The following is a 15,478-nucleotide window of genomic DNA, read 5'->3' on the forward strand; positions in this document are numbered from 1 at the left end:
TCCTATAGATTACCAGTATATACAAATTATAACCTTACATTATAGAAAGAGAGGTAGAATACATGGATAGTCTCTATCATCACATTAACAAATATATGATCCGTATTCCACTTTCCCCTAATTCAATTGCAGAATTACAACCAGATGAGCAAGAGCAATGGTTGAAAAACTTATGCCAAAATACATTATTTAGAGAACAAATTTTGATATCTAGTAAAACACTGTATGACACAATGAATAGTTATTTACTTTCGCCAGATAAATTATCGACTAAGAAAAAACGTAATTTTATATTGTCGATTGCGAAATATGCTAATCGCAGATCAACACGTACGACTCCTTTTGGATTATTTTCTGCGGTAGGTGTGGGTTCATTTGCTTCTCAACATAACAGCCATTTTGATCAGTCCACATTCTATAAAAAAGCTCGAGTGGATTTGGAATGGTTATTTCGCTGTATTCAAAAAATAGAAAAGGAATATGCTACTCATCTTTCTTTCAAATTAAATCCAGCTTGTTATGTAAAAGGAGATCGTGCTTTTTTATTGTACAGTACAGATCATGAATCCAATGATATTCATATTCGTGCAACACCAGTATTTGCATTATTACATCAACAATGTCAGCAATTGACCCGTTTCGATCAAATGCTTGCTATATTACAAGCTCAATATCCAGATACTCCAGCGGATCGAATCCAGATGTATATAACAGAACTTATTAATAAAGAATTTTTGATTTCTAATCTCCGTCCACCGCTAACTGTTCATGATCAATATCAATATGTGATTGATCAACTTCGGATGAGCAGTGTCGACCCTCTCTGGTTAGCACAATTGCAAGACATTCAATCGCAGATTGAAGTGTATAACAATCTTCCTTTGGGAGAAGGAGAACATCTATACATACAACTGTTACAACACATGAATCAGGTGATGAAGTCTACTTCACCGTTACAAGTCGATCTGGGATTAGCAGATGAACAGATCACGCTAGATGAGCAGCTAGCACAAACGATTCCTGAACTTGCGAGTATGCTTACACGATTAGCAGCTCCATTTTCTAAACAATCCACGTACTTGGAAGAATACAAAAATAAATTTATAGAGAAATATGGAGTTGATCGTGAGATCCCTTTGATGGAAATGTTAGATACAAGTTCTGGTATCGGCGCACCTGTATCTTACCAGCAACCTCAAAATGATTTCTATGAAAATGTAAAACTGAATGATCAGTATACAGCACCACTTAAAAATTTCTTTTTATTAAAATATTGGGAAGCTGTCAAAAACAAACATGAGATTCAGTTGAATGATCAGCAATTGCAAGATTATCTGGATCAGGATGTAGATCATCAGGAAGTGCCTGTTTCGTTAGAACTTAACTTTATAGTAAGACAGCATGATGATACTCCTGTTTTGCATTTAGGTCCTAATGTAGGATCGATTTTGGCAGGTAAAACGTTTGGACGATTTTCACATTTATCATCACAAATTACAGATACATTAGAAACGTTACATCAACATGAATTGAGAATTCGTGATGACAATAGCACATTATGTGAATTGAGCTTTGTTCCTAATCAGATTCGTTCAGGTAATGTGACTCGTAATGCCAGTTATCGTCATAAAGAGATGTCTTTATTTACAAATAGCTCCAAATCAGATTCGGAGTCAGTGAGATTAGAAGATATTCGAATTGGAATCGATCAGAATACGTTTTACGCTCGTGATCATAAATCAGGAGATATTATCGTATTTGAATCCAATAATATGTTGAATCCATTAATGAGCAGTAATGCTATTCGTTTTTTACAAGAAATTAATGAACATGGCAAGCGTCAATGGAACAAATTTGTATGGGTAGATCTGTATCAAGATTTTAAATATGTACCAGAAATTAAATATAACGACATTATTTTATCCAGTGAGCAGTGGTATATTACCCAACGCGATCTGGAAATGACAGATAAAACAGATGGCAAAACGTTTGTAGAACAATTTTCTCGATTCCAGCAAAAATACGATATTCCACAGCAATTTTATATTGCGAATTCGGATCATCGTTTATTTATTGATACTCATAATCAACAGACGATGGATATTTTATTTTCAGAAATCAAAAAAATTCAAGATCATGCGCTTCATCTAGTCGCTGTTGAAAAAGATGAGAATCTATTCAAAGATCAGCATGAGCAAAGTTATGTTGCAGAAATCGTAGTGCCACTTATCAAAATAGAACCAGAGCTCACTCGGACTATACCTAATCGTGATCTACAAATGATTGATCTACATCAACGAATCAAAATACCGTTTGATGACTGGTTATTTATTAAATTGTATGGAAAACAATCTCGTGAAGAAGAATTGATTGCTTTTGAAATGGAGCGTTTTTTTACGGAGTTAAATCAGAATTATGATGTTAAACACTTTTTTATGAGATACATGGACCCCAAACCTCATATTCGACTAAGAATAAATAGTCAGACTCAGCAATTGTTAGAGATGTTCCCAATTATCCTTTCATGGTTACAGCAACTGCAACAACGCGATATTGTATCTGATTTTGTTATTGGATCATATGATCGTGAGATTGAGCGTTATGGTGGGGTCGACTTAATGCCTGCTGCTGAATATATATTTTGTATGGACAGCATAGTAGTAGAGCAATTAATCGGAGCAGTTCGTACCAAACAACTGGATATAGATATTGAATTGATTGCGATGATTTCTATTATCACCTATTTAGAGCAAGTAGGTTTGAATTTTGAAAATCAATTGAGCTTAATTCAGCGCAATACAGATCATACTCGGTATCGCCAAGAGTTTAAAGAGAACAAAGACAAGTACCTTCAGATGTGCAATACAGATCGTAATTGGGAAGCATTAAGACAGACCGATTCGGGTCAAAGATTGCTTGAGATTTTAGAACAACGGAAGACTGCGGTTACCCAGTATATTCAACTGATGCAACAGCAACCTGTAGTTACATCAGGTTTGGAAGAAATCATTTCTAGTATTATTCATTTACATTGCAATCGTTTATTAGGGACAGATCGAGAGCTAGAGTACAAGATTATGAACTTGGTAGCTCATACACTTTATGCCCACAGATATCAAAAGACAGAAGGGAATCTATTATGGAAGTAAAAGAACAACTTCATTTTAAAGATATCATTTCTACACTCTGTCAAATGCCCAAAACGCTAAAATTAGTATTTACAATGGAAAAAAAGCTGTTTATCAAAATTGTTATATTGAGCTTGATTACAGGGCTTATTCCTATTGTTTCTTTATATGTATCTCAGGAATTGATTAACTCTTTGGTTCGTATTCAGACAGAATTACAAACAGTTCTTATCATTTTCTGCATCTATATTGCGGTCTCTTTTTTTTCTGATATTATTTCGCAGATTTCGGAATATTATAATACGAAATTTCAGTTCAGTATGAATTACAAATTAAACTACATCATTATGGAAAAGAGTAGCAAATTATCGTTAGAAGATTTTGAAAACCCTGAAGTGTATGACAAATTAGAGCGTATCACTCGAGAAGTTGCCTACAAGCCTTATCAGATTTTTCAGGCGGCAATTACGATGATTACGGCAACCGTTACATTAATATCGGCACTTACATTTTTGATGGTGTGGAATCCTACCATGTCGATGTTGATGTTGCTTGTCCCTGTTATTTCTTTATTTTACTTTTTGAAAATAGGTCAACAAGAATTTTTTATGCAATGGAAACGTACAGGAGAAGAAAGACGTTCCTGGTATTTAAATTATATTTTGACGCATGATTTCTCATTCAAAGAAGTAAAATTGTATCGTTTGAAAGATTATATATTAGAAGGATATTGGACGATCAAAAAGAAATTTATGGCGCAAGATACGTATATTTTGCGTAAAAAAACAACGTTTAATCTGATCTATGAAGTACTAGTCCAGCTTGTAGGTGCTGTTGTCATTGTGGTTGCTATCTTGGCAGCCTACACTGGAAAAATCATGGTCGGTAATGTGCTAAGTTATATCCGTTCTGTAGGCTTAGTTCAGAGCAATTCTCAAAGTATTATTAACAATATTTATTCTATTTATAATAGCAATTTGTATATGAATCAATTGTTTGAGTTTTTGGAGTATAGAGAAGAACATACCAACGATGATCAGACGACCGAAAGATTAGAACAAGCTATTTATGCAGTCGATATCCAAGATGTTAGCTTTCAGTATCCGAGTAGCGAACAATGGTCTTTGCAACATGTTCAATTATCTTTTCGTGCGGGAGAACGGGTTGCGATCGTAGGGCCGAATGGTTCAGGAAAAAGTACATTGATCAAATTGTTGGCAGGTTTGTATCAAATTCAAGAGGGAGATATTAAATTAAACGATACTTCTATCAAAAAGCTAAATCAAGAAAGTTATATGCAACAAATGGCTGTCTTATTTCAAGATTATATGAAGTATGAAATGACGTTACAAGAAAATATAGGATTCGGTCAAATTACAAAAATGGATCAAACAGATCAAATTAAAAAATCACTTCATAATGTACGTGCTGACTTTTTGAAAAATCAATCGGATTATGATTTAGATATGCAATTAGGATTGTGGTTTGATGAGGGTCGACAATTATCTGGAGGACAATGGCAAAAAGTAGCTTTAGCTCGGACATATTTTAGAGAAGCATCGCTATATATTTTAGATGAACCCAGTGCTGCACTTGACCCAATAGCGGAGAAAGAAACATTTGATACGTTTTTCAAACTGTCACGAGAAAAAATAGGAATCTTTATTTCGCATCGTCTTATTGCAGCTCAACAAGCCGATCGGATTATCGTTATGGATCAAGGAAAAGTAGTCGGGCAAGGTAAGCACAATGAGTTAATGCAAAATTGCCCTATTTATAAACATATGTATGAATCAGAAAATTATGAGATCGATACAAGGGGGGAAGCCGAATGGAAAGAAGCGCTGTAACCGATATTCAATTCGATATAGTTGCTACAGTTAAAGATATAGCTACACGTATGAAGCAGTATGATTCTTTACTACAAGTCGTGAATCACCCTCGTCAGCAGTTATCTGTTAATGGACAATCGATTAATCCGTGGAATCCTCTTACATTAAGTCATGGGATACCTGGCGTCTGTATGTTATATGCGGAGTTACATGCTCATTTTCCAGAAGAAGGTTGGGATGAGGTTGGACATCAGTATCTGTCTATTTTGGTCAATGAAATCACGCAGCAAGGAATCCATAGTAGTTCTATGTTTTCAGGTGCAGCTGGTATTGGATTAGCAGCTATTTGTTTATCACAAAACTTTCAGTACTATCATAAATTTATCGAACGTATAGATGATTATTTGTATAATCATATTCCTGAAATGATTGCCAATTGTCAGCAACGAGATGTGTTTATTAGTGATTACGATGTAATTGAAGGATTAAGCGGAATTGCTAACTATTTATTGGTACATCCAACAGATGAACGGATTCAGCAATTACAGACGAATGTTTTAGAGTATTTGATTCAACTTAGTCAGGACAAAGAAGTGAAAGGCTTACAAGTACCAGGCTGGTATATTCCTTCTGCTCATCAATTTACAACACAAGAAAGTGAACTCTATCCAGATGGTAATTTTAACTTGGGATTGTCTCATGGAATCGCGGGTCCTTTATTAATTTTATCCAAAGCTTGGAAACAAGGAATACGACTTCATGGACAAGAGCAAGCTATCCGTAAAATGGCAGATTTTTTGTTACAGTTTGCTAGTGAAGACAATGGTCATTTATTTTGGAAAGGATTTATTAGTTGGGATGAATATAAAGCCGGTCATGCTTCAACAGAGGAAAGTTTTAGAAGAGATGCATGGTGTTATGGTAATCCAGGAATAGGACTCGCTTTGTGGTATGCAGGTACAGCTTTGGAAGAATCATTATATCGTGATCTAGCTATTACCAATCTAAAAGAAACTGTTAAAGATATTCATAGTATTTTTTCACCTACCTTTTGTCATGGTTATGCTGGTATTTTGCAAATTTTACAAACGATTGATAAACAATCCACTGTACCGCAGTTTGAAAAGGAAATTGAGATCGTAAGCAAAACGATTATTAATTTTTATGATAAGCAGTATTTATTTGGATTTCATAATTATGAGCATTTTGAAAATAGTGGATTGGTGCCTGTTGATTATATAGGCTTGCTAGATGGGGTTACAGGCGTGTGCTTACCATTATTGGCAGTAGAACTTACACAAATGACACCCTGGGATCAATCGTTTTCATTATAATTACAAATTAGGAAAAATATGAAATCTTGATAGAATCTTGATAAATGGTTCTTATAATAAGGGTATCCCAAAAGAAAGGAGCTAACCCCAATGGCTAAATTCAACGATTTCGATCTTGATTTGGTTCAAACACCTAAACCATCTACTCAAATTGAACCACAATGGAAAAGTCAAAGTTTCTGTACGCCTGGATGTGTAACTGGTGTTCTACAAACATGTTTCATTCAAACTGCAACATGTAATTGTCATATCAGTAAATAATATGCTACAGGTATACATACATATGTATACACATAAAGGATAGAATATATCATTCCCGAACTATACTCTATCAGATAGCGAGTGAGAGGAAGAATACGAACCAGATTTCTAGGGGAGTGGTCTTTTATCTTCACTCGCTTTTTTTATCTTAGTTTTCTATAAAGGAGAGAAATAATGATGAACAAAAAATGGTTTTGTTTTTTGGGACTGACTGCTGTGTTTACTTTATCAGCATGTCAAAGTATAGATGAATTTACACACAAGGTCGTTACAGAAACGCAAAAAACAGCCCATTATACGGTGGATTCCGACTCTGCTCATACCACTACTATTCAACAACTGATAGATGAAGGAAAAGTAGATCAGTTTGTATTTGAAGATAAAACGTATCAATTACAAGACAAAGTGAATAACAGCAGTAAAGGATCACTGATCGGAACGATAAGTCAGAGTTATTATGTTGATCAAAATGGAAAACGATGGACTGATGATGAACTTAAAAAACCGTATGTATATAAAGATCCTAAAAAGATCAGAGAAAAAAAACCAATGGTTTATGGATCTGTCTACAGTCTTACATCGCAAAACAAACAAGATAGACAAGAAATTATCGTAGATTTCAATCATCAATTGTATAAAGCTACTTTAATTTCACAATCGTAAAGCATCATCTGTCAATCGATAGATATAAAAGAGAGAGGGAAACAATATGACAACTAATCTACTTGAAATTGAGCATCTTCAAAAAACATTTGGTAAAGAAAAAGCGGTAAAAGACGTATCCTTTCAAGTTCAAAAAAATAGCATTTTCGGATTGTTAGGCCCTAATGGTGCAGGTAAATCGACAACTTTAAAAATGCTAACCGGTTTGTTACACCCTAGTGCGGGAAATATTATATTTGATGGGCATCCTTGGAGTAGAAAAGATTTAAAACAGATTGGAGCACTTATTGAAGCTCCACCTTTGTATGAAAATTTAACAGCTTACGAAAATTTGAAAGTACATGCCACTTTATTAGGCCTTCCAGATCAACGTATTGTTGAAGTATTAGAACAAGTAGATATGACACGTACAGGTAGAAAGCGTTCTGGACAATTTTCGATGGGGATGAAGCAACGATTAGGTATTGCAATTGCTCTAATTAATCATCCTACACTACTTGTATTGGACGAACCGACAAATGGACTTGATCCTATCGGAATTCAGGAACTTCGAGCATTGATTCGTTCTTTTCCACAGTCAGGGATCACTGTAATTTTATCCAGTCATATTTTATCAGAAGTAGAGCAAATAGCAGATCATATTGGGATTATTAGCGATGGTATTTTGGGATATCAAGGTGTAGTGAATCCTGATGAAGATATGGAACAGCTATTTATGAATGTTGTGAAAGAGAGCAGAGAGAAAGCAGGTGTCGTTGTATGATCTCATATGTAAAGTCAGAGCATCTTAAATTTAAAAGAACCTTTTCACGTAAATTATTAATTGCTGTTCCTTTATTTAATATTGGCTTTTCTTTTTTTATGAATCCTTCTTTTTTAATTACCAATACATTTAACTGGTGGTCTATTCTTTTTGTGCCGTTAACGATTGCGATTCTATGTTCGTTGTCTCACCAAAAAGAACAAAAAGCTGCAAATTATAATGGTATTTTTACGTTACCTGTATCCTTACCAGCTATCTGGTATAGCAAAAATATCGTTATTGCTCTATATATGCTAGTCATGCTTTTATTTTTTATTATTGTTATGTCTATAATCAGTATATTACTTCCGGGGTATTCTACACCTTATATCAAAATTGTTGAAGCTAGTGCTGTATTATGGATATCTACATTATGGCAGATTCCTTTTTGTTTGTTCCTAGCCAAACGGTGGGGATTCGTAGTCACTTTAGTCGTGAATATAGCAGGTGGGTTCTTACTAGGTATAGCTTTGGCAACACACTTTCAATGGTGGATAAGCCCCTGGAGTTGGTCTATTCGTATGATGAGTCCTATAGTAGGTGTTCATCCTAATGGAGTCCCTTTAGCGGTAGGAAGCCCTTTATGGAATCTACAAGTAGTTCCAGTCGGGTTGGTACTATCGATCTGCTTGTTTATTATTTTAATGGTCTGGACTGCGAGCAGTTTTAATCGCGTAGCAACAGCTTCTGTGAAACAGCAAGGAGGAGTCTAACATGATATTATGGAGACATTTGGTGGCAGATATTCAAAAAGTAAAACATACTGCTTTTTTATGGGCACACCTTATCGCTCCCTTAGTAGGATCAGGGCTTTTTCTCGCATATATCAGTGGTCGTGCTTCAAAGCCACTGAATACATATTCTAACTTCCTTGAAGCCATTGGTGTGATATTGCCTTTGGTGATTAGTATTTTGTGCGGTATAGTAGCTTCTCAAGAAGAGAAAGCAGGCAAATTTCAAGTGTTGTTAGGAAGTTCGATACGGAGAGAAACGAATTATATTAGCAAATTATTGTTTTTGATGTTAGGCAATATTTTTGCTATTTTGCTAGCAGTGCTTACGTTTGTGTTAGGTATGAAATATATTTTGCATATCCCTAATATTCCTTACCTTGTTTTTTTTCAAGGAGCAGGATGGTTGATTGGTAGTAGTGTTATACTATATATAATCTATTTATGGGTAAGTTTTACATTTGGATTAGGTGCTTCTAGTTTGTTAGGTGGTTTAGGATTGTTGGTCTCTGCACTGATGATTACAGGGTTGGGTGATGGCATATGGAAATACATACCCTGGGCATGGGGCGTTCGATTTGCAGATACTATAGGAGTATTGCAACTAGGCGATTTTAATTCAAATATTAAATCTGCGGTGCGAGCCGAGTTTGAGCAAGGGCAAATTATATTTATACTACTAACGATCATCTTATTTGTTGTGAGTATCGTATGGTTTCGAAAATGGGAAGGTAAAAAGTTTTATGAATAGTTGAGGTGTATAACCATGGCGAAAATATTGGCAATTGATGATGATAAAGATATTCTCACTTTAATTCGTAATATTTTGCAACGTGATCATCATCTTGTTTCTATTGAAGATCAGGCTGAATCTTTAACGATTGATAAGGTACAAGGATATGATTTGATTTTACTCGATGTCATGATGCCGAATATGGATGGCTTTACATTTTGTAAAAAAATCCGTTCATTTGTTGATTGCCCTATTTTATTTTTAACTGCCAAGTCGGAAGAAGAAGACATTGTTCAAGGTCTTATGAACGGCGGCGATGATTATATTACCAAACCTTTTGGAGTACAGGTACTTAGTGCTAGAGTGAATGCTCATTTAAGACGAGAACACCGAGATCGAACAGGTTCCAAACAAACGATTTCTGGATTCACTTTCGATTTTGATAGTAAAGAAGTGTGGTTTGCAGAGGAAAAGTTATTGTTAACAAAAAATGAGTATAAAATATGTGAATTTCTTGCCCGGCATAAAGGTAGAGTTTTTACGCGTGAAGAAATTTATGATGAAGTGTATGGTCTAGATGGAAATGCACTACATTCTACGATAACAGAATTTATTCGGGCTATACGTAAAAAGTGTAAAGCTTGTAATGAGATCCCTATAAAAACAGTCTGGGGTGTAGGATATAAGTGGGAATAAAATCAAAGCGTCATTATCGCAGAACAACAATGCGTAGAGAATTATTCAAATATATCTCTGTACTAGGTATTAGTTGTGTAGCGATGATTATATTGTATTTAATTTTTACATGGGCAGCGATGGCAATAGGATTTATTTTGCCTGCCAATTATAATGAACAATACATTAATCAGATCGCACCCAAAGTGAAATCTGCAAAAACAGTTACTGAAAATATTATTCCGCCCGGTTCTCTTTATATCGTGGTAGACAAACAAAATATGAACAAATTCTACGGCAATATGGAAGAGAAAGATATAGAAGTAGCTAAAAAAGTAATAGAGGGGCTTGTTCCTACGTATTATGGACAAAAAGTGTATACGGTCATTGAGCGAACTCAGGATTATTGTGTGATCCAATCATATCTACGTCCACAATTCAGCTCGCCTGTTCTCAAAAAATATTTACCCGACTTTGAGTGGTCCAGTATCGTTATTTTAATAGGTATGATTATTATTGCTGCTTTTATTATTACAACGATATTTGCAAAACAATTCAGCCAAAATCTAAATGTACTGAGTAAAATGACCAAAAGTATAAAAAATCAAGATTTAGATTTTGAACAAGAACATTCCAATATTCAGGAATTTGATGATGTTATGGTATCTCTGATCGAAATGAGAGATGCACTTAAAAAATCGTTAGAAGCCCAATGGAAGTTGGAGCATACCAAAAAAGAGCAGATTGCTGCTTTGGCTCATGATATTAAGATTCCAGTTACGATCATCAAAGGAAATGCAGAACTGTTATCATTATCAGAACAAAGTGAAGAGCAATCTTTATATACACGTTATATTTTAAGTGCAGGCAATAAAATTGAACAACATATTCGTTTGTTGATTATGATGTCCAAAACGGAAGAAGCGCTTGTTGTTCAAAAAGATACCGTTCCTTTATCAGCATTCGTAAATAATTTAGTTGAAGACACTAGAGCATATAGTAAGTGCAAATCTGTCGAAATTGTACACGAAACCAATCAACAAAGTGATGTCGATATTTATGTAGATCAACCGTTATTGCATCGAGCATTAATGAATATTTTGACTAATGCGGTTGATTATACGCCAGAGCATAGCCAAATTATGCTTCATATCGTATATCAAAATCAAAGAGTCTTTTTTACAATTACAGATCAAGGTGAAGGTTTTTCGCCAGAAGCATTAGAAAAAGGTGTGCAATTATTTTATAGAGGCGATAAAAGTCGAAACTCTGATGGACATTATGGAATGGGGTTAACTTTTGCAGAATACGTTATCAAATTGCACAACGGTACACTACTTCTCCAAAATGATGCCATCACAGGTAGTGGACAAGTGAAAATTGATTTAAATGTAAGTTCTGTACTCTAACCGAAATAGATGGTTCTTCCAATAGGTATAAGCTACTGTAACAGATATTTGTATTCTAATTGCAATCTGACTAGTATGATCCCCGACTAAAGTCCAAATCACAAAACCGTCCTTAGGCGGTTGGAAAGAGGACGCTTATTTTCTATGATATAAGAAAGAGAATAAGAAAGAGGAGATCAATGATGAGAAAATTGTATCGTTCGAATCGTGATAAATATGTTAGTGGTTTAATCGGTGGAATGTCAGAAAGTTGGAATATCGATGCAAGTCTGTTACGGATTCTATTTGTGATTAGTGTGTTCGCTACGAGTGGTGCTAGTTTACTGGTGTATGTACTTGCTTTATTATTTGTACCCAAAGAATCAACGTATTAATGCATCATAATTAAAAGTGATCAAAAGTCGCATTTTCTTCTACAAGTAGAAGAGTGCGATTTTTGATTTGTGTAATTATTAGAATATTGATAAGCCTTTTCTAACTTTCTCCATGTTCTCTATTGATAAAGTAGCTATGCCATCTATGCATTAATCTGCCTGATAATTTAATATAGTATCTGCTCATATGCTATACTATGGAATGGAAATCCCGGCAGATTCATGCGCTGTCACCATCAAGAGGAGGAAAGTTATGAAATCAAAATATTTGGCGGGTGGATCTTTAGCGATTATGGCGCTTGGATTTATAGCCACTCTGTTTTTTCCAAAAACAACGCTATTGTTAATTATTCAAGGCGGTTTTGAAGCCGGTCTTGTCGGAGGGATCGCAGACTGGTTTGCGGTGACTGCTCTATTTCGTCATCCACTCGGTATTCCGATTCCGCATACATCACTTTTAACTCGTAATCGGGATAAGATTATCCGTTCTTTGATCTCGGCGATGGAGAATGAACTGTTAAACAAAGAAAGTATCGAAAATAAATTGCGTCAATTCCGTATTTTTCCGTTTGCACTTTCTATGTTGACCCGTCAATTGGGCAAAAAGAAAATACGGCGTGAGTTATTAAATATGATGATTCCACCGATCGAACGGTTGCCTCTTGAACCGGTTGCTGCTTTTATCGGTAAAGGATTAGCAAATTATACGCAAAAAGCAGATTTGCAATCGGCTGCGACAACGGTGTTAACGAATGCACTTAACGAGCGTTATGATGAGAAAGCATTAGACCATATTTTAAAAGAAGTAAGAACATGGGCAGCACGTCCACAAAGTCGTGATACGATGGGTAAAATTGCTCACGAACAATTAGCAAATGTGAATATGGGCGGACTAAAAGGATTTGCTTTTCAAGCTTTTGCAGGCATGATGAATGAAGAGAGTCTGGGTAGTATTTTGCAAAATATGATTATTTCCGGTGTAGGTAAATTGCAGGAAAAAGATAGCGAATACCGCGAAGCAATTATCCGCGAACTACGTATCCAGATGTTCCAGGTTGTTGATGAAGAAGATAACTGGATGAAGATCAAAGACTGGACAGCAGAGCTAATACAAGGCGAATTTGCAAATACATTTATGATCGAGCGTCTGGAAGAATTGCGTCGTCTATTGGTATCTATGTTAGAGCAAGAACGAGATGGCGGTGGTCGTCATGTATTTGCGATCTATCGTTCGATTATTCGTGATCTTGGCAAAGACCCGCAAAAAGTTGCTGTATGGGAAGATCGTTTGCTACAAGGCATCATTCGTACAGTAGAGAAAAACCATTATCGTATCGGAATTTTGGTCAAAGAAAACTTAGACCGAATGGACGATGCGCCACTTGTCTATATGTTAGAAGAAAAAGTAGGACAAGATTTACAGTGGATTCGTGTCAATGGTGCTGTCTGCGGTTTCTTAGTCGGTATTGTATTATCACTGATTCAATTGATTTGATCTATACCCCCAAAAAAAGGTATCTTCGCTGTTATATACAGTAGAAGATACCTTTTTTCTTAATTATTTTTTAACTGATCCCAAATCTTATTGATCTAAAATCGACAGACCGCGGAAAGCTAATGATTCGTAAGGATGTAGTGTTGCTTTTTGCGCAGATTTTAGTAGCTGTGCGATTTCTTCAGAATGTTCTCCATGTGTAGCGATGATGAGTTCGGATTGCTCAATACGTTCTACCAGTTGATCGGGTAGTTGAAGCTCTGTCGATGATTTGGAGAAGTTAAGAATAATCAACCAGTGCTCATCGTTCCACTCACGAGTATACGCGAAAATATACGGATCATCTGAAAGTTCACAAGCGTATTTACCATAGATTAATGCAGAACTTTGTTTGCGAATGTCAATCAATTGACGGTAAAAATGAAAGACCGAGTCTGGATCTTCAAGTTGCTGGGCAACATTGATTTCACTTTTGTTTGAATGAGCAGGTATCCACGGTTCAGCAGTCGAGAAGCCAGCATGTTCACTATCATCCCATTGCATCGGGGTACGTGCATTATCCCGAGCTTTGGCACGAATACGCTCCATAATAACTTCAGGATCTTCGCCTTTATCGTCTACCATTTGTTTGTAATATCCTTGAGCTTGTTGTTCTTTCACATCTTCGATCGTTTTCATATGTTCGGCATTGGTCATACCGATCTCATCACCTTGATAAATATAAGGTGTACCACGTAAAGTGAGCAAGAACATCGCTAGCATTTTGGCAGAGTCTGCGCGGTATTCTCCTTCATGCCCTAGATAGGAGACTAGGCGAGGGTGATCATGGTTACTGAGATAGATTCCCATCCAACCTTGTCCGTAAATATCTTCTTCCCATTTGGCGATAATTTCTTTGAGATCATGCAGTGACCATTCTTTGCTTTGCCACATATCGTCATCTGCATCACAGACTTTGGACGCTTCGATCATTAATACCATATTCATTTCTTCACGTTCAGGGTTGGTATATAATTTGACGTCTTCGATCGATACACTAGAAGCTTCGCCTGCGGTAAACATTTTATAATTTGAAAAGACTTCAGTATATAGCTCATGCAAGTACTCATGTATACGTGGTCCATTTTTATAAAATTCTTCAGCATTTCCTTGTAATTTGTTAGATGGTGGGGCGTCTGGAAAGCTTGTATCTTTGGAGATCATATTTACAGCATCAATCCGGTAACCATCGATCCCCAAGTCTAGCCAAAAGCGCATCATGTCTTGCATTTCTTGACGTACTTTAGGATTTTCCCAGTTTAGATCAGGTTGTTTTTCACTATACGAATGTAAATAATATTCATTGGAGTTTTTGTCTAATTTCCACATCGAATCGCCGACATAAGAAAGCCAGTTATTCGGTTCAGACCCATCTTCTTTGGGAGCACGCCAAATGTAGTAATCGCGATAAGGGTTATCTTTGGAAGAAAGAGCTTCTTGAAACCATGGATGTTGATCTGAAGTATGATTGACAACCAGATCCATAATTAACTTCATGCCACGATCATGTACCTCTTGCAGTAATGTTTTCCAATCGTCCATCGTGCCGTATTCCGGCTGTATCTCTCGGTGTTCTTGAATATCGTATCCATAATCAGCATTAGGAGAAACATAAACAGGAGTGAGCCATAATATATCTACTCCAAGTTGTTGTAAGTAATCCAGCTTCGACCGAATTCCGGGAATATCGCCAATTCCATCATTATTGCTATCCATAAAGCTACGAGGATAAATTTCGTAAACAACACTTTCTTTCCAGAATTCTGGCTTCATAATCGTCTTCATTTGTCGGTCTCCTGTTCTGTTGTAACATAGGCAGTTACTTACTGAGTATTACCCTTTCAAACATAACAACAATCGCAGGCGGTCTAAAAGAAATAACGGTTTGAGTAGAAAGTATTCTTTATATGTATATTTGTATTATTACTTCTATATCACTACATCGTAGAAAAGCAAAACCTCTCTCCGCACGATTGGCGTAAGAGAGGTTCTTTGTTATACA

At 35.9% G+C, this 15,478-nt stretch carries 13 protein-coding genes; 12 read left to right on the top strand and 1 reads right to left on the bottom strand.

The features are described 5' to 3' along the window. Nucleotides 1-62 precede the first annotated feature (62 nt). The 12 genes from PQ456_RS01215 (at nucleotide 63) to PQ456_RS01270 (ending at nucleotide 13,437) form a co-directional block, all read left to right on the top strand. Complete coding sequence (locus tag PQ456_RS01215; protein WP_273614481.1) at nucleotides 63-3,149, top strand: lantibiotic dehydratase; 3,087 nt, start codon at nucleotides 63-65, stop codon at nucleotides 3,147-3,149. Then, a complete protein-coding gene (locus PQ456_RS01220; protein ID WP_273614482.1) occupies nucleotides 3,140-4,978 on the top strand; it encodes an ABC transporter ATP-binding protein in 1,839 nt (612 codons plus the stop codon). Before PQ456_RS01215 ends, PQ456_RS01220 begins: the two co-directional genes overlap by 10 nt. After that, entirely contained in the window at nucleotides 4,960-6,294 is a 1,335-nt protein-coding gene (locus tag PQ456_RS01225) for a lanthionine synthetase C family protein (RefSeq protein WP_273614483.1), read from the top strand. The genes PQ456_RS01220 and PQ456_RS01225 overlap by 19 nt, the downstream gene beginning before the upstream one ends. A 90-nt stretch (nucleotides 6,295-6,384) precedes the next feature. Beyond that, nucleotides 6,385-6,555: a gallidermin/nisin family lantibiotic gene (locus tag PQ456_RS01230; protein WP_273614484.1), complete on the top strand. Its 171-nt coding sequence runs from the start codon at nucleotides 6,385-6,387 to the stop codon at nucleotides 6,553-6,555. Nucleotides 6,556-6,732: 177 nt separating this feature from the next. Next, a complete protein-coding gene (locus PQ456_RS01235; RefSeq protein WP_273614485.1) occupies nucleotides 6,733-7,218 on the top strand; it encodes a NisI/SpaI family lantibiotic immunity lipoprotein in 486 nt (161 codons plus the stop codon). Nucleotides 7,219-7,264: 46 nt separating this feature from the next. After that, complete coding sequence (locus PQ456_RS01240; RefSeq protein WP_273614486.1) at nucleotides 7,265-7,981, top strand: lantibiotic protection ABC transporter ATP-binding protein; 717 nt, start codon at nucleotides 7,265-7,267, stop codon at nucleotides 7,979-7,981. Further along, a complete protein-coding gene (locus tag PQ456_RS01245) occupies nucleotides 7,978-8,733 on the top strand; it encodes a lantibiotic immunity ABC transporter MutE/EpiE family permease subunit (protein ID WP_273614487.1) in 756 nt (251 codons plus the stop codon). Before PQ456_RS01240 ends, PQ456_RS01245 begins: the two co-directional genes overlap by 4 nt. A gap of 1 nt (nucleotide 8,734) precedes the next feature. After that, entirely contained in the window at nucleotides 8,735-9,502 is a 768-nt protein-coding gene (locus PQ456_RS01250; protein ID WP_273614488.1) for a lantibiotic immunity ABC transporter MutG family permease subunit, read from the top strand. A gap of 15 nt (nucleotides 9,503-9,517) precedes the next feature. After that, nucleotides 9,518-10,180 (top strand): response regulator transcription factor, encoded by a 663-nt coding sequence (locus PQ456_RS01255; protein WP_273614489.1) that lies wholly within the window; start codon nucleotides 9,518-9,520, stop codon nucleotides 10,178-10,180. Continuing rightward, nucleotides 10,171-11,568 carry a sensor histidine kinase gene (locus PQ456_RS01260; protein ID WP_273614490.1) on the top strand — a complete coding sequence of 466 codons (1,398 nt, stop codon included), beginning with the start codon at nucleotides 10,171-10,173 and terminating at the stop codon, nucleotides 11,566-11,568. The genes PQ456_RS01255 and PQ456_RS01260 overlap by 10 nt, the downstream gene beginning before the upstream one ends. 182 nt (nucleotides 11,569-11,750) lie before the next feature. Further along, entirely contained in the window at nucleotides 11,751-11,942 is a 192-nt protein-coding gene (locus PQ456_RS01265) for a PspC domain-containing protein (RefSeq protein WP_273614491.1), read from the top strand. Nucleotides 11,943-12,195: 253 nt separating this feature from the next. Beyond that, nucleotides 12,196-13,437, top strand: a complete 1,242-nt coding sequence (locus PQ456_RS01270) for a DUF445 domain-containing protein (protein WP_273614492.1) — start codon at nucleotides 12,196-12,198, stop codon at nucleotides 13,435-13,437. Between the two features lie 87 nt (nucleotides 13,438-13,524). On the opposite strand, the gene PQ456_RS01275 is transcribed toward PQ456_RS01270, so the two are convergent. Then, nucleotides 13,525-15,261 (bottom strand): glycoside hydrolase family 13 protein, encoded by a 1,737-nt coding sequence (locus PQ456_RS01275; RefSeq protein WP_273614493.1) that lies wholly within the window; start codon nucleotides 15,259-15,261, stop codon nucleotides 13,525-13,527. Nucleotides 15,262-15,478 lie beyond the last annotated feature (217 nt).

It is taken from the genome of Paenibacillus kyungheensis, from assembly GCF_028606985.1.
GTDB lineage: Bacteria > Bacillota > Bacilli > Paenibacillales > Paenibacillaceae > Saccharibacillus > Saccharibacillus kyungheensis.

Excerpts from the sequence above, each read along its gene's own strand:
- PQ456_RS01215 (WP_273614481.1), top strand. The coding sequence starts at position 63 with ATGGATAGTCTCTATCATCACATTAACAAATATATGATCCGTATTCCA.
- PQ456_RS01220 (WP_273614482.1), top strand. The coding sequence starts at position 3,140 with ATGGAAGTAAAAGAACAACTTCATTTTAAAGATATCATTTCTACACTC.
- PQ456_RS01225 (WP_273614483.1), top strand. The coding sequence starts at position 4,960 with ATGGAAAGAAGCGCTGTAACCGATATTCAATTCGATATAGTTGCTACA.
- PQ456_RS01230 (WP_273614484.1), top strand. The coding sequence starts at position 6,385 with ATGGCTAAATTCAACGATTTCGATCTTGATTTGGTTCAAACACCTAAA.
- PQ456_RS01235 (WP_273614485.1), top strand. The coding sequence starts at position 6,733 with ATGAACAAAAAATGGTTTTGTTTTTTGGGACTGACTGCTGTGTTTACT.
- PQ456_RS01240 (WP_273614486.1), top strand. The coding sequence starts at position 7,265 with ATGACAACTAATCTACTTGAAATTGAGCATCTTCAAAAAACATTTGGT.
- PQ456_RS01245 (WP_273614487.1), top strand. The coding sequence starts at position 7,978 with ATGATCTCATATGTAAAGTCAGAGCATCTTAAATTTAAAAGAACCTTT.
- PQ456_RS01250 (WP_273614488.1), top strand. The coding sequence starts at position 8,735 with ATGATATTATGGAGACATTTGGTGGCAGATATTCAAAAAGTAAAACAT.
- PQ456_RS01255 (WP_273614489.1), top strand. The coding sequence starts at position 9,518 with ATGGCGAAAATATTGGCAATTGATGATGATAAAGATATTCTCACTTTA.
- PQ456_RS01265 (WP_273614491.1), top strand. The coding sequence starts at position 11,751 with ATGAGAAAATTGTATCGTTCGAATCGTGATAAATATGTTAGTGGTTTA.
- PQ456_RS01270 (WP_273614492.1), top strand. The coding sequence starts at position 12,196 with ATGAAATCAAAATATTTGGCGGGTGGATCTTTAGCGATTATGGCGCTT.
- PQ456_RS01275 (WP_273614493.1), bottom strand. The coding sequence starts at position 15,261 with ATGAAGACGATTATGAAGCCAGAATTCTGGAAAGAAAGTGTTGTTTAC.